The sequence below is a fragment of the Microbacterium sp. CFBP 8794 genome, assembly GCF_014841235.1.
Lineage (GTDB): Bacteria > Actinomycetota > Actinomycetes > Actinomycetales > Microbacteriaceae > Microbacterium.
This window is the reverse complement of record NZ_JACYTT010000003.1, coordinates 457875-474618: the sequence shown is the minus strand read 5'-3', so window position 1 is coordinate 474618 and position 16744 is coordinate 457875. Positions and strand designations below refer to the sequence as shown.

Annotated in this window: 11 protein-coding genes; 8 read left to right on the top strand and 3 right to left on the bottom strand. The window is 70.8% G+C overall.

Annotated features, from left to right (window positions below; genetic code table 11):
- Positions 1–13: 13 nt before the first annotated feature.
- The 8 genes from ptsP to IFU19_RS09625 all read left to right on the top strand — a co-directional run bounded on the left by ptsP (position 14) and on the right by IFU19_RS09625 (position 13904).
- Positions 14–1711 carry a phosphoenolpyruvate--protein phosphotransferase gene (gene ptsP, locus IFU19_RS09660; RefSeq protein ID WP_055936571.1) on the top strand — a complete coding sequence of 566 codons (1698 nt, stop codon included), beginning with the start codon at positions 14–16 and terminating at the stop codon, positions 1709–1711.
- 100 nt (positions 1712–1811) lie between these two features.
- On the top strand, positions 1812–3398 hold the full coding sequence (locus tag IFU19_RS09655) for a PTS mannitol transporter subunit IICB (RefSeq protein WP_191915377.1): 1587 nt from the start codon (positions 1812–1814) through the stop codon (positions 3396–3398).
- 694 nt (positions 3399–4092) lie between these two features.
- A complete protein-coding gene (locus tag IFU19_RS09650; protein ID WP_055834388.1) occupies positions 4093–4533 on the top strand; it encodes a PTS sugar transporter subunit IIA in 441 nt (146 codons plus the stop codon).
- The gene (locus tag IFU19_RS09645) at positions 4530–5681 is read left to right on the top strand and encodes a mannitol-1-phosphate 5-dehydrogenase (protein ID WP_192013533.1); all 1152 of its coding nucleotides are present in this window, start codon (positions 4530–4532) and stop codon (positions 5679–5681) included. The genes IFU19_RS09650 and IFU19_RS09645 overlap by 4 nt, the downstream gene beginning before the upstream one ends.
- Positions 5682–5723: 42 nt before the next feature.
- Positions 5724–6506 carry an alpha/beta hydrolase gene (locus tag IFU19_RS09640; protein WP_192013532.1) on the top strand — a complete coding sequence of 261 codons (783 nt, stop codon included), beginning with the start codon at positions 5724–5726 and terminating at the stop codon, positions 6504–6506.
- A 546-nt stretch (positions 6507–7052) separates the two neighbouring features.
- Positions 7053–11252: a DUF7933 domain-containing protein gene (locus tag IFU19_RS09635; protein ID WP_192013531.1), complete on the top strand. Its 4200-nt coding sequence runs from the start codon at positions 7053–7055 to the stop codon at positions 11250–11252.
- Positions 11249–12844 (top strand): SpaH/EbpB family LPXTG-anchored major pilin, encoded by a 1596-nt coding sequence (locus IFU19_RS09630; protein ID WP_249405402.1) that lies wholly within the window; start codon positions 11249–11251, stop codon positions 12842–12844. Before IFU19_RS09635 ends, IFU19_RS09630 begins: the two co-directional genes overlap by 4 nt.
- A 103-nt stretch (positions 12845–12947) precedes the next feature.
- Positions 12948–13904 (top strand): class C sortase, encoded by a 957-nt coding sequence (locus IFU19_RS09625; protein WP_342343400.1) that lies wholly within the window; start codon positions 12948–12950, stop codon positions 13902–13904.
- On the opposite strand, the gene IFU19_RS09620 is transcribed toward IFU19_RS09625, so the two are convergent.
- From IFU19_RS09620 to IFU19_RS09610, 3 genes are read right to left on the bottom strand one after another with little or no spacing between them, the layout of a single operon-like run.
- On the bottom strand, positions 13879–14985 hold the full coding sequence (locus tag IFU19_RS09620) for an adenosine deaminase (protein ID WP_191915173.1): 1107 nt from the start codon (positions 14983–14985) through the stop codon (positions 13879–13881). The genes IFU19_RS09625 and IFU19_RS09620 overlap by 26 nt on opposite strands.
- A gap of 26 nt (positions 14986–15011) precedes the next feature.
- Entirely contained in the window at positions 15012–16304 is a 1293-nt protein-coding gene (locus IFU19_RS09615; protein ID WP_055834373.1) for a thymidine phosphorylase, read from the bottom strand.
- Positions 16301–16702, bottom strand: coding sequence for a cytidine deaminase (locus tag IFU19_RS09610; RefSeq protein ID WP_055834370.1), 402 nt, complete (start codon positions 16700–16702; stop codon positions 16301–16303). Before IFU19_RS09610 ends, IFU19_RS09615 begins: the two co-directional genes overlap by 4 nt.
- Positions 16703–16744: the final 42 nt, after the last annotated feature.

The following is a 16744-nucleotide window of genomic DNA, read 5'->3' as shown; positions in this document are numbered from 1 at the left end:
AGGAAACAGCACCATGACGGAACTCCGTGGAGTCGGAATCGGACTGGGCGTCGCCCAGGGACCCGTGGCGCGCATGGCCGAGCCCCTGCCCGCCCCGAAGGACGAGAAGAGCGCGCAGTCGGTCGAGGCCGAGACCACCCGCGTGCGCGAGGCCATCGCGGCCGTCGCCCGCGAGCTCGAAGCCCGAGGCGCACAGGCCGGCGGCGCCGCCCGCGACGTGCTCGAAGCGCAGGCGATGATCGCCGAAGACCCCACCCTCGAGGCCGAGGTCGACAGCCGTCTCGCGACCGGCAAGACCGGCGAGTTCGCCGTGCACGACGCCTTCGCCTCGTTCCGCGAGCAGCTCGTCGCCCTCGGCGGCTACCTCGGCGAGCGCGCCGCCGACCTCGACGACGTCGCCCAGCGGGTCATCGCCCGCCTCCGCGGCGTCGCCGCCCCCGGCATCCCCGACCCCGGCCACCCGTTCGTGCTCGTCGCCAAGGACCTCGCCCCCGCCGACACCGCGCTGCTCGACCTCGACAAGGTGCTGGCCCTGGTCACCACCGAGGGCGGGCCCACCTCGCACACGGCGATCCTCGCCCGTGAGAAGTCGATCGTCGCCGTCGTCGGCGCGGCCGGCGCCAAAGACCTCGTCGACGGCCAGTCCGTGATCGTCGACGCCGCCGCCGGTGTCGTGACCCTCGACCCGACCGACGACGAGAAGGCGCGCGCGCTCACCCGCGCAGCCTCCCGTGCCGCCGCGGCATCCGCCCCCATCACCGACGGCGCGCTCGCCGACGGCACCAAGGTGCCCCTGCTGGCCAACCTCGGAAAGCCCGGCGGAGCCGCCGAAGCCGTCGAGCTGGGCGCTGAGGGCGTGGGCCTGTTCCGCACCGAGTTCCTCTTCCTGAGCTCCAGCTCCGCCCCCACCGTCGAGGAGCAGCGCGCCGCGTACACCGAGCTGCTCGGGGCGTTCCCCGGCAAGAAGGTCGTCGTGCGCGTGCTCGACGCCGGCGCCGACAAGCCCCTGCCCTTCCTCAACGACGCCCACGAAGAGAACCCGGCGCTGGGCCTTCGGGGCCTGCGCGCCCTGCGCGCGAGCGAGGACATCCTGCGCGAGCAGCTCACGGCCCTGGCCGAAGCGGATGCCGCGACCCGCAAGACCGAGGCGGGCCCCGCCGACCTGTGGGTCATGGCCCCCATGGTTTCGACGGTCGAAGAGACCCGGTACTTCACCGCGCTCGCCAAGGACTACGGCCTGAAGACCACCGGCGTCATGGTCGAGGTCCCCTCCTCGGCGCTGCTGGCCGACCGCATCCTGCAGATCGCCGACTTCGCCTCGATCGGCACCAACGACCTGACGCAGTACACCCTCGCCGCCGACCGGCTGCTCGGCTCGGTCGCGTCGTTCCAGGACCCGTGGCATCCGGCCGTCCTGCGCCTCATCCGCGAGGTCGGCGCCGCCGGACGCACGTACGACAAGCCCGTGGGCATCTGCGGCGAGGCCGCGGCCGACCCGCTGCTCGCCGTCGTGCTCGTCGGTCTCGGCGCCACCACGCTGTCGATGGCCCCCACCGCCCTCGCCGACGTGCGCGCCACCCTGCTCACCCACACTCTCGACGATGCGCTCCGCATCGCCGAGGCCGCCCTCGCCGCCGATGACGCGGCCTCCGCCCGAGAGGCGGCCCAGGCCGCCTCGGCAGCCAGGGAAGCGGCTCCCGCCTCGTCCTGACCACGTGAAGCGACCCCGGTCGCTTCCTCGAACACCGGCGGCACCAGCCGCTTCCCCCCTGCGTGGCCCCCGCTGCGCACCACACCAAGGAGACACAGCAATGACGACGACGTCACCCACCAAGAAGCCGGGAGGGGCACGGGTCGCGGTACAGCGATTCGGCACGTTCCTCTCCGGCATGATCATGCCCCTCATCCCCGCACTTATCGCCTGGGGAATCTTCACAGCGTTCTTCATCGAGAAAGGCTGGATCCCGAACGCCCAGTTGGCGACCATCGTCGGCCCGTTCATTCACTACCTGCTCCCCATCCTGATCGCCTACCTCGGCGGCCACCTGGTGTACGCCGTACGCGGCGGCGTGGTCGGCGCGATCGCCACCTTCGGCGTCATGGCTGGATCCGACTACCTCATCGCCCAGGTAAACGCCACGCTGCCCGCGGACAACCAGTTGGGCGAGATCAACATGTTCATCGGTGCGATGATCATGGCTCCGCTCGCCGCCTGGACGATGAAGCAGCTCGACCGACTGTGGGACGGCAAGGTCAAGGCCGGCTTCGAGATGCTCGTCAACATGTTCTCGGCCGGCATCTGGGGCTTCGTGATGGCCATCGTCGGCTTCTACCCGCTGGCCTTCCTGATCAACGGGCTCATGGAACTGCTGAGCACCGCGGTGAATTGGCTCGTCGAGACCGGCCTCCTGCCGCTGACGAGCATCCTCATCGAACCGGCGAAGGTCTTCTTCCTCAACAACGCCATCAACCACGGGGTGCTGACGCCACTCGGCATCCAACAGGCGTCGGATAGCGCCACAGGGGGCTCCATCCTGTTCCTGCTCGAAGCGAACCCCGGCCCCGGCCTCGGCCTGCTCCTTGCCTTCACCTTCTTCGGAATCGGTGCCGCCAAGGCGTCCGCCCCCGGCGCAGCCATCATTCAGTTCTTCGGCGGCATCCACGAGGTGTACTTTCCCTACGCGCTGATGAAGCCGACCCTCATCCTCGCCCTGATCGCGGGAGGGATGAGCGGCGTGACGACCAATATGCTCCTCGGCGGCGTGCTGCGCGGACCTGCTGCACCCGGAAGCATCCTGGCCGTGGAGGCGCAGGTCGCGAACAACAGCTACTTCGCCGTGACCTTGTCCGTCGTGATCGCCGCGGCTGTCACGTTCATCGTCGCCGCCATCATCCTGCGGGCTTCGCGAAAGCGAGATCTTGCCGCCAGCGGTGACGAATTCGCTGCCGCCGTGTCCCGAACCTCCGCAAACAAGGGGAAGAACTCCGCCGCCCTCGACGGGCTTCGCGCCAACAGCAACGCGGGTGTCACCGGCGGGACCGTGGGGGCCGCTGACCGCGATGTCGAGGGCAGCCTCAGCGGACTGGCGGGCGGCGCTGTGGCCACGAAGCCGCTACACAACATCGTGTTCGCCTGCGACGCCGGTATGGGCTCGTCGGCGATGGGCGCGAGCGTCCTGCGCAACAAGATCAAGAAGGCGGGCATCGACGGCATCACGGTCACCAACCAGGCGATCGCGAACCTCGACGGCTCGGCCGATCTGGTCATCACGCAGAACCAGCTCACCGACCGCGCGAAGGCGCAGTCGCCCGACTCGCTCCACGTCTCGGTCGACAACTTCATGAACTCGCCGAAGTACGACGAGGTCGTAGAGATGGTCCGTACGCAAAGGGAGTAACGGCTCGGAGCCGCCTCCGTACCTCACGGGGAGAGGAGGCGGCTTCTAAACCCACGAGCGGGTGAATCCTGCACGCTCAACCCGTGAATTGAGTTGGCTCCCTCACCGTCATGGGCAAACCTGAACGTACATATCACGTGACAATGAGGGGGTTCTCATGGCAAGAAAGCTGAAGATGACGGGCGTTGCGCTGCTCGCTGCGGCAGCGGCGACGCTGCTGGTGGCTCAGCCTGCACTGGCTGACACTGGCAGAGCTAGCGTGACGAACAGCGGCTCACGGACGATCACGGTTTGCAAAAGTGCGTCGTCGAGCACCACCTGTGGCGGCACGACAGGCGCGCTGAGCCAGGGGCAGAACAGTGCTTCGAAGTACGGTTGGGCCGACACCGATCTCGTGTGGGCGAACGGCGGCTGCCAACTCCAGACCTGGGGATGGACCGCCTACACGGGTAACGCATGGCAGCCCTTCGCTAGCGGGGGATCCTCGGGGCGCTGGATCAAGCTCCCGGGAAACCTAGCGGGAACTCGGACCTACTCCTTCCGTCTAGCCTGCTAGTTCGCACTAACCAAACAGGTGGCCCATAAAGGACCACCCGTATCACGGAGGGGCCGGAGCACATGCGCCGGCCCCTCCGCCTTCCCGTCCGGCCCGATCTTTGCGAGGCTGGACAGCACGACGAGAAAGGCGAGAACCATGTCACACGACGTCCTCCGCATCGAATCCGTCCGCATCCACCCCGGGAGCGCCACCCGCGAGGAGGCGATGAAAGAGGCGGCCGACCTGCTGCAGGCCACGGGCTCGGTCACGGGCGAGTACTTCGCCGCCATGCAGCAGCGCGAAGAGACCGTCTCGACCTACATGGGCAACGAGCTCGCCATCCCCCACGGCACCAACGAGACCAAGCAGGCCATCCTCGAGTCCGGCCTGTCGGTCGTGCGCTACGACGGCGGCGTCGACTGGGGCGGAGAGCCCGTCAGCTTCGTCATCGGCATCGCCGGCAAGGGCGACGAGCACCTCGAGATCCTGTCGCAGATCGCCATCCTCTTCTCCGAGGACGATGACGTCGCGCGTCTGAAGGCGGCCTCCTCGCCCGAGGAGCTCTTCCAGGCCCTGTCCGGGTCCGTCAACGCATGAAGGCCGTCCACTTCGGCGCGGGCAACATCGGTCGCGGCTTCGTCGGACTGCTGCTGCACGAGGGCGGCTACGAGCTCGTCTTCTCCGACGTCTCGGCGGCTCTGGTCGCGGCCATCAACGACGCCTCGTCGTACACCGTCCACGAGGTGGGAGACGGCGGCGTCGACAAGACGGTCACCGGTTTCCGTGCCATCGACAGCTCGGTGGATGCCGAGTCCCTCGTCGACGAGATCGCCACGGCCGACGTGGTCACCACCGCCGTCGGTCCCACCATCCTGAAGTTCGTGGCTCCGCACATCGTCGCGGGGCTCGCGCTGCGCGACCCCTCGCTCGCCCCGCTGCAGATCATGGCGTGCGAGAACGCGATCGGCGCGACCGACCAGCTCCGCGAGCACATCGTCGAGCTGGCCGGCGAGTCGTGGGACGCCCTGGCCGCCCGCGCGGTGTTCGCCAACACGGCGGTCGACCGCATCGTTCCCGCCCAGGCGCAGGGCGGTGTCGACGTCACCGTCGAGCCGTTCTACGAGTGGGCGATCGAGCGCGGGCCCTTCGGCGACACCCCTCCGCACATCCCCGGTGCGCACTTCGTCGACGACCTCGAGCCCTACATCGAGCGCAAGCTCTTCACGGTGAACACGGGCCACGCCACGACGGCGTACTTCGGCGCGCGCGCCGGCATCGACCGCATCTCCGACGCGCTGGCGGACCCCGCGATCTCGGCCCGGGTCGAGGCCGCGCTGGAAGAGACCAGCGCCCTGCTGGTCCAGAAGCACGAGCTCGACCCCGACGTGCAGGGCGAGTACCGCGCGACGATCCTGCGCCGCTTCCGCAACACGGCGCTTCCCGACACCGTCTGGCGGGTGGGTCGCCAGCCGCTGCGCAAGCTCTCGCGGCACGAGCGCTTCGTCGGGCCCGCCGCCGAGGCGATCGAGCGGGGTCTCCCGGTCGACGCGCTGGTCGCGGCCATGGCCGCCGCCCTCGACTTCTCGGATACCGAGGACACCCAGGCCGTCGACCTGCAGCGTCTGCTGCGCGAGCTCGACGCCGAGGCCTTCACGGCAGAGGTGACGGGGCTCACTCCCGAGCACCCGCTGCACGCCCGGATCGTCGAGATCGTCGCCGCACGGCAGGCAGCCCTGGCCGCGTGACAACCCCGGTCTCCTCACGACACGCAGCGTTACGCTCGTGAGGTGACCGACACCACCCCGTCCGACGCCGGCGGAGCGCCCCGAGCGCCCCGCCGGCGTCGTCGTGTTCTGCGCTGGATCCTCGGCGGCATCGGTGCTCTCGTGGTGCTGCTGATCGCCGGGATCCTGATCTACACCCAGGTCGGCGTCATGGGCGCCGAGCCCGGCCCCCTCGCCGAGGCCGAGGCGGACCCCGCGCTGACGATCACTGACGACGGCGCGGGGATCGTGCTCTCGCCCACCGCCGGCGCCACGGGCCAGGGGCTGGTCTTCATCCCGGGCGCCAAGGTCGAGGCCGAGGGATACATCGCCACGTTCGCCGACGCCGTCGTCGACGACGGCATCACCGTCGTCATCACCCGGCCGTGGCTGAACCTCGCGTTCTTCGACCCGCGGCCGCTGTCGACCTTCACCGACCTCGCCCCGGGGGTGTCGACCTGGGCGGTCGGCGGCCATTCCCTCGGCGGTGTCCGCGCCTGTCAGCTGGCACCCGACGCCGACGCACTCGTGCTCTTCGCCTCGTACTGCGCGAACGACCTCACGGCATCCGGACTCCCCGTCCTCAGCCTCTCGGGATCGGAAGACGGTCTGAGCACCCCGCAGAAGATCGCGGATGCCGAGAAGGAGCTCCCCGCGAACGCCACGTTCGTCGAGATCCCCGGCGCATCGCACGCCTCGTTCGGCGCGTACGGCCCCCAGCCGGGCGATGGCACGCCCACGGCTGATCCCGCCGACGTCGACCGGGTGATCGCCGAGCAGCTGGCCGGCTTCCTTCCTCGGCCCTGAGCTGACCTCGCGCCGCTTGGCGCAGGACGGGCGCGGCCCGCGGGGCGACGACGGCCGACCTCGGCGGGGCGGCGGTCCGGTGCCCCGGCCCGCGATCACCCCGTCGTGAGCTGAGCCCGTGCGCAAGACGTCTTGCGCACGAGCTCAGCCGGGTGACGCGTCCCCTCACCGACCCCCGTAGTCGCCTCGGTAGTAACCCCGTAGTCGGTCTGTTCCCGACCGCTCAGCGGATTCGTAGCATCGGTCGTACGGGTCCTCGCGAGGCAGATGAGGCGGACGAGACCCCGATCGTCCCGTCCCCCCGGATCGCCGCGACCCCCCGGTCGGTGATTCGCGACCCCGCGGCGCTGAGCGTCGCGCAAGAGGCCCATGCATCACTCGCGTCCCCCCGGCGCGCGCCGCCCGCGCGCGCTCGTCGCTTCCGCGGCGGCGACGCTGGCGGTCATGGCGGTGCTGGTGGGGTCGGGTGTCGCTCCGGCGAGCGCGCTCCCCCTTCCGCCGTCCCCCACGGGGAACCCGAGTGAGTCGACCGTCGCCCCATCACCGATGCCGAGCCCGAGCGACGCCCCCGGCACGCCGTCGCCCGCGGCGAGCCCGAGCGCGTCGGCGACGATCGCAGCCCCCACGCCCGGCGCCGACCGCCCCCTTCCCTCACCGGCCCCCGACGACGACGACACCGTCGACGTCCCGTCGACGCCCTCCCCGGACGGCGGCGAAACTCCCGACCCGCCCGCCGAATCCTCACCCGGCGACGAGGCCGACCCGCCCGGCGACGCCGACTCGACCCCCGGCCCCGAGGCGCGTGACGGCGCCGACACCGGCATGCCGGCGCAGCGCGCTCCGCCGAGCGCACGCATCGACGCCCTCGCGGCGGGGGTTCCCGAGGCACCCGCCACGGTGTGGACCGAGAGCTTCGAACAGGGCCTGACTCCGACCACGCTCACCTCCATCACCGGCTACGCCACCGGGCGCTTCACCGCCTCGACCGGCTGGGCGAGTGGCTCCACCTGCACCGGCGTGGTGCTGGCGTACGCCGCCCCCTACCCGAACGCGCAGGTCTGCCCCAACCAGGGCATCGTCTCGAACTCGTCGCTCTCCGCCCGCGAAGTCCGTCGCCTGGCCGACGTCCTCGGCCAGCTCGGCGCGGGCGTCGCCGGATCGACCGCCGCCGGCACCCCGGCCAGCGGCTCCACCGACGCGACCCGCGGCAACCACGCCGTGGTGGCCCTCCCCTACACCACCGTCGCCGGGGGCACGACGCTCGCCCAGAGCACCGCCGGCATCGGCGTGAGCGCGACCGCATCCCGCTACTACACCGTGCGGTTCGACGCCGCCGCCGCCGCGTGCTCGGCGAACACGCCCGCGCTGTCGGCGGGACTCTTCTCGGGAACGACAACGCTGCTCAGCGCCTTCCCCACCGCCGTGAACCCGTGCGCGGCGACCGGCCCCGTGTTCTACACCTCGACGCCCGTGCTCGCCCCGGGCGGCTCGATCGGCGGCATCCTCGATCCCACCATCAGCACCTCCGCCCGCGCCACGACCTACACGGGCACGGCGGCGGCGCTGCTCACGCCCGCACAGATCTCCGCCGCCCAGGTGCGCCTGACGAACACGACGACCGGCGCCGGCAGCGCTTTCGGCATCGACAATCTGCGCGTGCTCGATGCCACCCCCCGTCTCGACCTGTCGTTCTCGCCCGCCAGCGTCGCCGTCGGCTCGACCTCGACGCTCACCTACACCGTCACCAACACCTCCGAGGGCGCGTCGAAGAACGACTGGTCGTTCACCAACACCCTTCCCGCCGGGCTCACCGTCGCCCCGACACCGGCGATCGGCGGCACGTGCACGCAGGTCACCGGTACGGCCTTCGTCGTCACCGCCCTCGCCGGGGGCTCGAGCATCGCCGCCGTCGGCGGCGACCTCCCCGCCGGAAGCGCGAACACCTCGTGCACGATCACGGTGAACGTCGTGGCATCCGTCGAGGGCACGTACACGAACGGCCCCGGCAACGTCGTCACCCCGCTCATCGCCACCGAGGCGACGACGCTCGCCGTCACCCCCGCCACTCGCCTCACCCTGCGCAAGAACCTGCCCGCGCGCGGCGCCTCGACCGATCAGTTCACCCTCTCGATCCGCACCTCCGCGGCCACACTGGCCACGACGACGACGACCGGCAACAGCTCCGGCGTGCAGTCGGCGCAGATCTCGCGCCTGATCGTGAACCCCGGCGGCACCTACACGATCAGTGAATCGCCCACCTCGGGAACGGGACTCGGCTACGCCGCCTCGTACGACTGCACCCGCGACGGCACGGTCGTGGCCACCGGCACGTCGCGCTCGGGGACGATCAGGATGCCGGATGACGCGGGCGCCGAGATCGTCTGCACCTTCACGAACACCCTGCAGCAGACGCGCCTGGCCTGCGACAGCGGGTTGTTCTACGGCCTGACCGTCACGGGCGCACTCGTGCAGGGCGACATCGTCGGCGGAGGCCAGACGACCGTCGGCACCTGGCCGAACGTCGCGGCCGCGAACTCGCTCGGCATCTCCGCGGGCGGAACCACCGCGTACGCCCTGAACCGCTCCACCGACGGCGCGAACGTGCTGTCGATCCTCAAGTGGACGCCGAGCGGAGGCTTCGAGACCCTCGCGGGCACCGCGTATACGACCGCCGGGCCCGGGGGCACCGCCGTCGCCGGCAGCATCGTCACCGGCGCCGTCGACCTCTCCACCGGCCGGTACCTCTTCGGCAAGTTCACCAACGGCGCGTTCCACCTGTGGAGCTTCACCGAGTCGGCGCCGACCGCGTCGCGGTTCGCCTACCTCGGCTCCTTCTCGGCGGGCACCGCCCCCAACGGCAACGGCGACATGGCCTTCGACTCCCGCGGCAACCTCTACGTGCTGGGCGCGGCGACCGTCAACAACGCCAGCAGCGCCGCCATCTTCACGGTCACGACCGAGACCCTGGCCGCGGCCAGCGGCGGCACGCTCGCCGTGAACACCTCCAACACCCGCGCGCTCGTCGGCATCGACCCCACCCCGGCACCGGCCTTCGGCAGCGTCACGGGACTCGCCTTCTCGCCGCGCGGCACCGTCTACCTCGCCAGCAACACCAGCGCCTACGAGTTCGACCCCACGTCGTGGACGCGCATCGCCGGGTCGCCGCGCCTCGACATCGCCGCCAGCGACCTGGCCAGCTGCACCGGTCCCGGAAGCGTCACCGTGCAGAAGAACGTCGTGGGACGCGCCGCGGCCGCCGATCAGTTCCAGCTCTCGCTGTCCGACGCCAGCGGCGCGGTGGGCACCGCCGTCATCACGGGTGCCGCCACCGGGCGTCAATCGGCCCAAGTCGGCCCGTTCCCCGTGCAGGTGGGCACGACCCTGACGGTCTCCGAGACCATGGCGGCGGGCTCGACCTCGACGATCGGGGCGTATACCATCCGCCTGGAGTGCTGGAGCGACGGCATCCGGATCACGAGCGCGAGCTCCGCGAGCGCCGACGTCACCATGCCCGAGCGCTTCGGGGCGAGCGTCGTGTGCACGTTCTTCAACTCCCCCAGCCCCGTCGCGACGGTGACTCTCACCGCACGCGTGCTCGATCCGGCCACGGGGCAGACCACCCCGGTCGCCGGGTGGAGCCTGGGCACCGCGGCCGCGGCCACCGCAGGAACCGCCACCGCGCTCCCCAGCGAAGCACCGCGCCAGAACTCGGATCCCTCCGGCAACGCCGTGTGGAGTGTCCTCTTCGGCTCGGCGGCGTCCCGCGCCACGCTGACGATCTCCGAGGTGTTGCAGACCCGGTTCACTTTCGTCAGCGGAGCGTGCACCGTCAACGGCACGGCGGTCGCCGTCACGTTCACCACCGCGGGCGGCGTGGTCAGCGGCACCCTGCCCAACGTCGCTCCGTCCGCGATCGTCGCGTGCACGCTCATCACGCAGCCGGTCACCTCTCTCACCCTGGTGAAGTCCGTGTCGTTCGGCGCGGCCGCGGCGACGGACTGGACGCTCACCGCCGCCGCATCGACCGGTTCGCTGCCCGGCCCCACCGGACGCACCGGAACGGCCGCCACGACGAACGTGCCCGTCAGCCCCGGCCGCGCGTACCGCCTCTCGGAAGCCGGAACCACCGCCACCTATCTGCAGGTGGGGGCCTGGCGTTGCATCGAATCGACGGGAACCGTCGTCGCGGTGTCGACGGCCGGCGACGTCACTCTGCGAACGGGAGCCGCGGTCACCTGCACGGTCACCAACGCGACGGCGACCCTGACGGTGCTGAAGGACGTGCTCACCCCCAGCACCGGCTTCGTCCCGGCCACGTGGACGGTGACGGCGACCCCCGCGGTGCTGGCCGGGGCGTCCCTGCCGACGCAGAGTCGCGTGGGTGCGGCGTACGACGCCGTCGGCGGGAACGCCGCGAGCACCTTCGAGGTGCGCCCGGGCCACGGCTACACGCTGTCGGAGGCGCCGACGGTCGCGGGAACCCGCCTGGCGTACCAGACGCTGCGCCTCGAGCGCCTCGACGGAGCGACCTGGACCACGGTGGCGAGCCGGAGCATCACCGCGCCCGCCGCGGGACAGAGCGCCGTGTACCGGTTCGTCAACGCGCCCGTGACCGGCCCCGCCCTGCCGATGACGGGCGGTCTCGGCGCCGACACCTTCCTCTTCTCCGGAGGTCTCCTGCTCGCCCTGACCGTCGGGGGCGCCGTGATCCACCGCAGACGCAAGGGAGGAAGCCTTCCGCTATGACCTCTCCCGTCGCGCGACACCGCCGACTGCACGACTTCTCGATTCCCACCCTTCACCACCTTCCGAAAGGCACGCACATGTCCATCCGAAAGAGAGCAGGCGCCGTTCTGAGCGTCCTCGCGCTCGGAGCCCTCACCGTCGTCGGTGCCGTCGCACCGGCATCGGCCGTGACACTCCCGGGCAACATCGACTCCACCGTCACCCGCACCCTGACGCTGCACAAGCACGCGCTGGGGCCGTCGACGCCGCTGAACCCGACGTCGACGGGTCAGGAGCTGGCGAACCCGCCCGCCGACCCCCTCTCCGGCGCGCAGTTCACCGCCACCCTCGTGTCGGGCGTCGACCTGACCACCTCCGCGGGGTGGTCCCAGGCCGCCACGCTGACGCCGGCGCAGGCCGCTCAGCGCCCCAACACGGTCAGCTTCGTCTCGTCGTTGTCGAACACCGCCGGTCTCGCGACGTTCGCCCCCGACCCCGCGCTGTACCCGGACGGACTGCCCATCGGCGTCTACCTCATCACCGAGACGCAACTGCCGGCCACCGCCACCAACCCGGCCGCCCCCTTCCTGGTGACGCTGCCCACGCCGACCGGCGCGGCCGGATCCCCGGCCAACCAGTGGATCTACGACGTCCACGTCTACCCCAAGAACGCCGTCACGCAGCTGACGAAGACGCGCGTTCCGGCACCCGCCGGGTCTGTCGAGCAGCGCAACCCCGACCTGATCCGCTGGGCCGTCGCCTCGTCGATCCCGACGCTCGCCGCCGGTGACGCCATCGACGTGTTCACGCTCACCGACAACCTGCCGTCCGAGCTGACCTACCTGACGGCGGCCACCGTCCCCCCCGGGGTCACCCCGTCGAACGTCGTGGTCACCAACGCCGCCGGCGTCACGCAGAGCTTCACCGAGACCACCGATTACACCGTCGCCAACACCGCCGGTGCTCTCACGGTGACCTTCACGCCCGCCGGACGCACCCGCCTCGGCGGCCTCCCCGGCGGCACCGTGACGTTCAACGTGCTGACCAGGGCCACCTCCATCCCGGCCAGCGGCGTCATCGTCAACACCGCGACGGCGAACATCAACGGCAGCACCGAGTCGGTCACCGGCAGCACGCCGATCGGCCAGCTCACGGTGTCGGCGTACACGACCTCGAACGGCGCGCGCGTCCCGCTCGCCGGCGCGACGTACCAGGTGTTCCTCACGGAGCAGGATGCCATCAACGGCGCCAATCCGATCGTGATCAACGGCGAGACGAACTGGCTGACCCTGGCCAACGGCAACGTGCTCATCCCGATCATCACACCGGGCAACTACTGGGTGCGCGAGATCACGGCTCCCACCGGCTACCAGCTGCCGTCGCCCGACCGTATCCTGACCGCCGTGGTACCCGGCCCGACCTCGACCACCGCCCCCGTGCGCAACTACCTCGAGTTCGCCCACAACCAGGTGCCCGCATTCGCCCTGCCCATCACGGGTGGCGACGGCGGCCTCTGGTTCGGCGTCGGCGGGGCGGCCCTGCTGACGGTCATGGTCGGCTCGGCGTTGGTCGTCGCTCGTCGGCGTACCCGCGCGGCCCAGGCTCCGGCCTGAGGACGGTCGATCGGTGAGCGGGGGGACGACGCAGCGGCCGGGCGCCGCGGCCTCGTCCCCCTCGCCGGAGGGGAGCCCCGATGCGCGGGCCTCCCCTCCACCCGTGCGACGTGACCGCCGGCGCCCGCGCTGGCGGCTCTCGATCGTCTCCCTGCTTCTGGCGGTGGGGGCGCTGGCGGGCGTCTGCCTGCTGATGTACCCCACCGTCGCCGGCTGGTTCGCCCAGTACGCCCAATCGCAGATCATCGACGGCTACTCGGATCAGATCCGCGACCTCGGCGCCGACACGCTCGCCGACCGACTCGACGCGGCACGGGAGTACAACACGCGGCTCGTCGACGGCGGCGCCGAGATCGCCGCGAACGAGCGGCTCCCGCTGGCGAACTCCCCCGATCAGCAGACCGACTACGCCGAGCAACTTCGCTCCGATCAATCGGGGCTCATGGCACGGGTGAAGATCCCCTCGATCGACGTCGACCTCCCCGTGTACCACGGCACCAGCGAGCAGGTCCTCTACGAGGGCGTGGGGCACCTCGAGGGCACCGCTCTGCCGGTCGGCGGCGAGACCACCCACTCGGTGCTCACCGCGCATCGCGGGCTCGCCACCGCGGAACTGTTCACGCACTTGGATCGGGTCGCCCTCGACGACACCGTCACGATCGAGGTGTTCGGCGAGGTGCTGGTGTACCGCGTCGTGCAGACCCTCGTGGTCGAACCCGAAGACACCGAGTCGCTGGTCCCCGTGGTGGGGCGCGATCTCGTCACCCTCGTGACGTGCACCCCGCTGGGCGTGAACAGCCACCGCATCCTCGTCACGGGTGAACGTGTCATCCCGACCCCGCAGGTCGCCCTCGACGGCGCAGGAATCCGCCCCGAGATCCCCACGTTCCCGTGGTGGATCCTCGTGCTCGCGGGGTCCGTGCTCGCCGCCGCCGCGTACGTGTGGGGGGCCGGTCGTCCCCCGCGGGCGCCTCGGAACGAGCCTGGGAACCACGACGGGCGCACGCCGGCATCGACGCGCGCCCGAGGTCGGGTCAGGGCTGGAAGCCCTCCGAGATGATCTCGATGAGCTCTTCGCGCTCCTCCACCGGCAGGAATGCGCCGGCGGCGGCGTTGAGCTGGAACGCCTCGAGGTCACCCAGGTCGTAGTCGAACGCCTGGGCCAGCAGCCCCAGCTCACGGGTGAGCGTCGTCGCGCTCATGAGGCGGTTGTCGACGTTCACCGTCACCGAGAAGTCGAGCTGGTACAGCAGGTCGAACGGGTGGGCGTCCATCGTGTCGCCCCAGGCCGTCACGGCGCCGCTCTGCAGGTTCGAGGTCGGCGACAGTTCGAGCGTGATCTCGCGGTCGCGCACCCAGCGCGCCAGGTCGCCGAAGGTGACCTGCACCTCTTCGCCCTCGCGCGAGACGACGTCGAGGTCGTTGGCGATGCGCACACCGTGGCCGAGGCGCAGGGCGCGTCCGTCGAGGAGTGCGGAACGAATGGATGCCAGACCCGCCCCCTCACCGGCGTGCACCGTGGTGGGGAAGAACTGCTCGGCCAGATAGTCGAACGCCGCGCGGTGACGCGACGGCAGGAAGCCGTCTTCCGGACCGGCGATGTCGAAGCCGACGACGCCACGACCGCGCCACGAGACGGCGAGTTCGGCGATGTCGCGGGAGTTGTCGTTGTGGCGCAGCGCCGTGAGCAGCTGACCCACGCGGATGTCCTGTCCGCGGGCGTCGGCGGCGTCTTCCCCCGCTTCGATGCCCTCCTGCACCGCATCCACGACGTCGTCGAGGCTGAGACCGCGGGTGAGGTGCTGTTCCGGCGCCCACCGCACCTCGCCGTAGACGACGCCGTCGGCGGCGAGATCCTCGACGAACTCCTTCGCGGTGCGCACGAGACCCTCGCGGGTCTGCATCACCCCGACCGTCGCCGAGAACTTCTCGAGGTAGTCCTCGAGCGATCCGCCGTCGATGTGGTCCGAGAACCAGGCCTCGAGGCCCTTCGCGTCGTCGGCGGGGAGGTCGAGGTCGATCTCATCGGCCAGCTCGAGGACGGTCTGCGGGCGCAGTCCCCCGTCGAGGTGATCGTGCAGCGACACCTTGGGCAGGCTCTGCACCTTCACACCCTCGATGCGGACGTCGTCGGTGGCCATGGTGCTGCTCCTTCGGTCGGATGCCATCACGCGGTGATGCGCTCGCGCACGAGCGGGGATGCCGCAGGCGTCGTGTCGCCGATCTCCCACGCTCCATCGACCGAGGCGAGTGCCCGCTCGAAGCGTGCCCCGTCGTCGGCTGACAGCGTGAACAGGGGCTGACCGGCCGTGATCGGCTGGCCGACGGCGACGTGCAGGTCGATGCCCGCGGCGTGCACGACCGCGTCTTCGGCACGGGCGCGACCGGCGCCCAGGCGCCAGGCGCCGATTCCGAACGGCAACGCCTCGATGCGCGTGACGATGCCCGAGCGGTCGGCGACGACCGTGTGGGTCTCGCGCGGCGTGGGCAGGGCGGCATCCGGATCACCGTCCTGCGCGCGGATCATGCGCTTCCAGACGTCCATCGCGCGGCCGTCGTTCAACGCCGCCTCGACGTCGGCGTCGGGCTGACCGGCGAGCGTCAGCATCTCGCGGGCGAGCGAGACCGTGAGCTCCACGACGTCGGCGGGGCCACCGCCGGCGAGCACCTCGACCGATTCGCGCACCTCGTTGGCGTTGCCGATGGCGAGGCCGAGCGGGGTGTTCATGTCGGTGAGGAGCGCGGTGGTGTTGACGCCGGAATCGGTGCCCAGGGCCACCATGGTGCGGGCCAGCTCGCGTGCGCGGTCGATGTCCTGCATGAAGGCGCCGGAGCCGAACTTCACGTCGAGCACGAGCGAGTCGGTGCCCTCGGCGATCTTCTTCGACATGATGCTCGACGCGATCAGCGGGATCGCCTCGACCGTTCCGGTGACGTCGCGGAGGGCGTAGAGCTTCTTGTCGGCCGGGGCGAGCCCGGTGCCCGCGGCGCAGATGACCGCGCCGACGTCGGCGAGCTGCGCCATGATCTCGTCGTTCGACAGCGCTGCGCGCCAGCCGGGGATCGACTCGAGCTTGTCGAGCGTGCCGCCGGTGTGCCCGAGGCCGCGACCCGAGAGCTGCGGCACGGCGACGCCGAACGCGGCCACGAGGGGCGCCAGCGGGAGCGTGATCTTGTCGCCGACCCCGCCGGTGGAGTGCTTGTCGACCGTCGGCTTGCCGAGCGACGAGAAGTCCATGCGCTCGCCCGAGGCGATCATGGCATCGGTCATCACGCGGATCTCGTCGCGTTCCATCCCCCGCAGCAGCACGGCCATGGCGAACGAGGCCATCTGCGCGTCGGAGACGTAACCCTTGGTGTAGTGCTCGATGAGCCAGCGCAGGGCCGACTCCGAGATCGTGCCGCCGTCGCGCTTGGTGCGGATGACTTCGACCGCGTCGTGCGGGTGAACGGTGGTCATCGTGCCGCCTCCTCGAGCTCGCGGGGCCCGAAGGCGTCGGGCAGCACTTCGTCGATCGTGCGGATGCCGCTGACGGTCTCGAGCAGCATCCCGGGGATGGCGTGCTCGAACAGCAGCTGGCGGCAGCGACCGCACGGCATGAGCGTGCGCCCCTCGCCGTCGACGCACACGAACGCGACGAGCTGGCCGCCACCGCTCATGTGCAGTTCGGAGACGAGCCCGCACTCGGCGCACAGCGTCACCCCGTACGAGGCGTTCTCGACGTTGCATCCCGAGACGATGCGGCCGTCGGCGACGAGCGCCGCGGCGCCCACCTTGAAGCGGGAGTAGGGCGCGTAGGCGCGGTGCATGGCGTCGGTCGCGGCGGAGCGCAACTCATCCCAGTCGATGTCGGTCATCGTGGAGTGCAGGGTCCTCTCGTGAAGGCGAAGTGGGCGGGT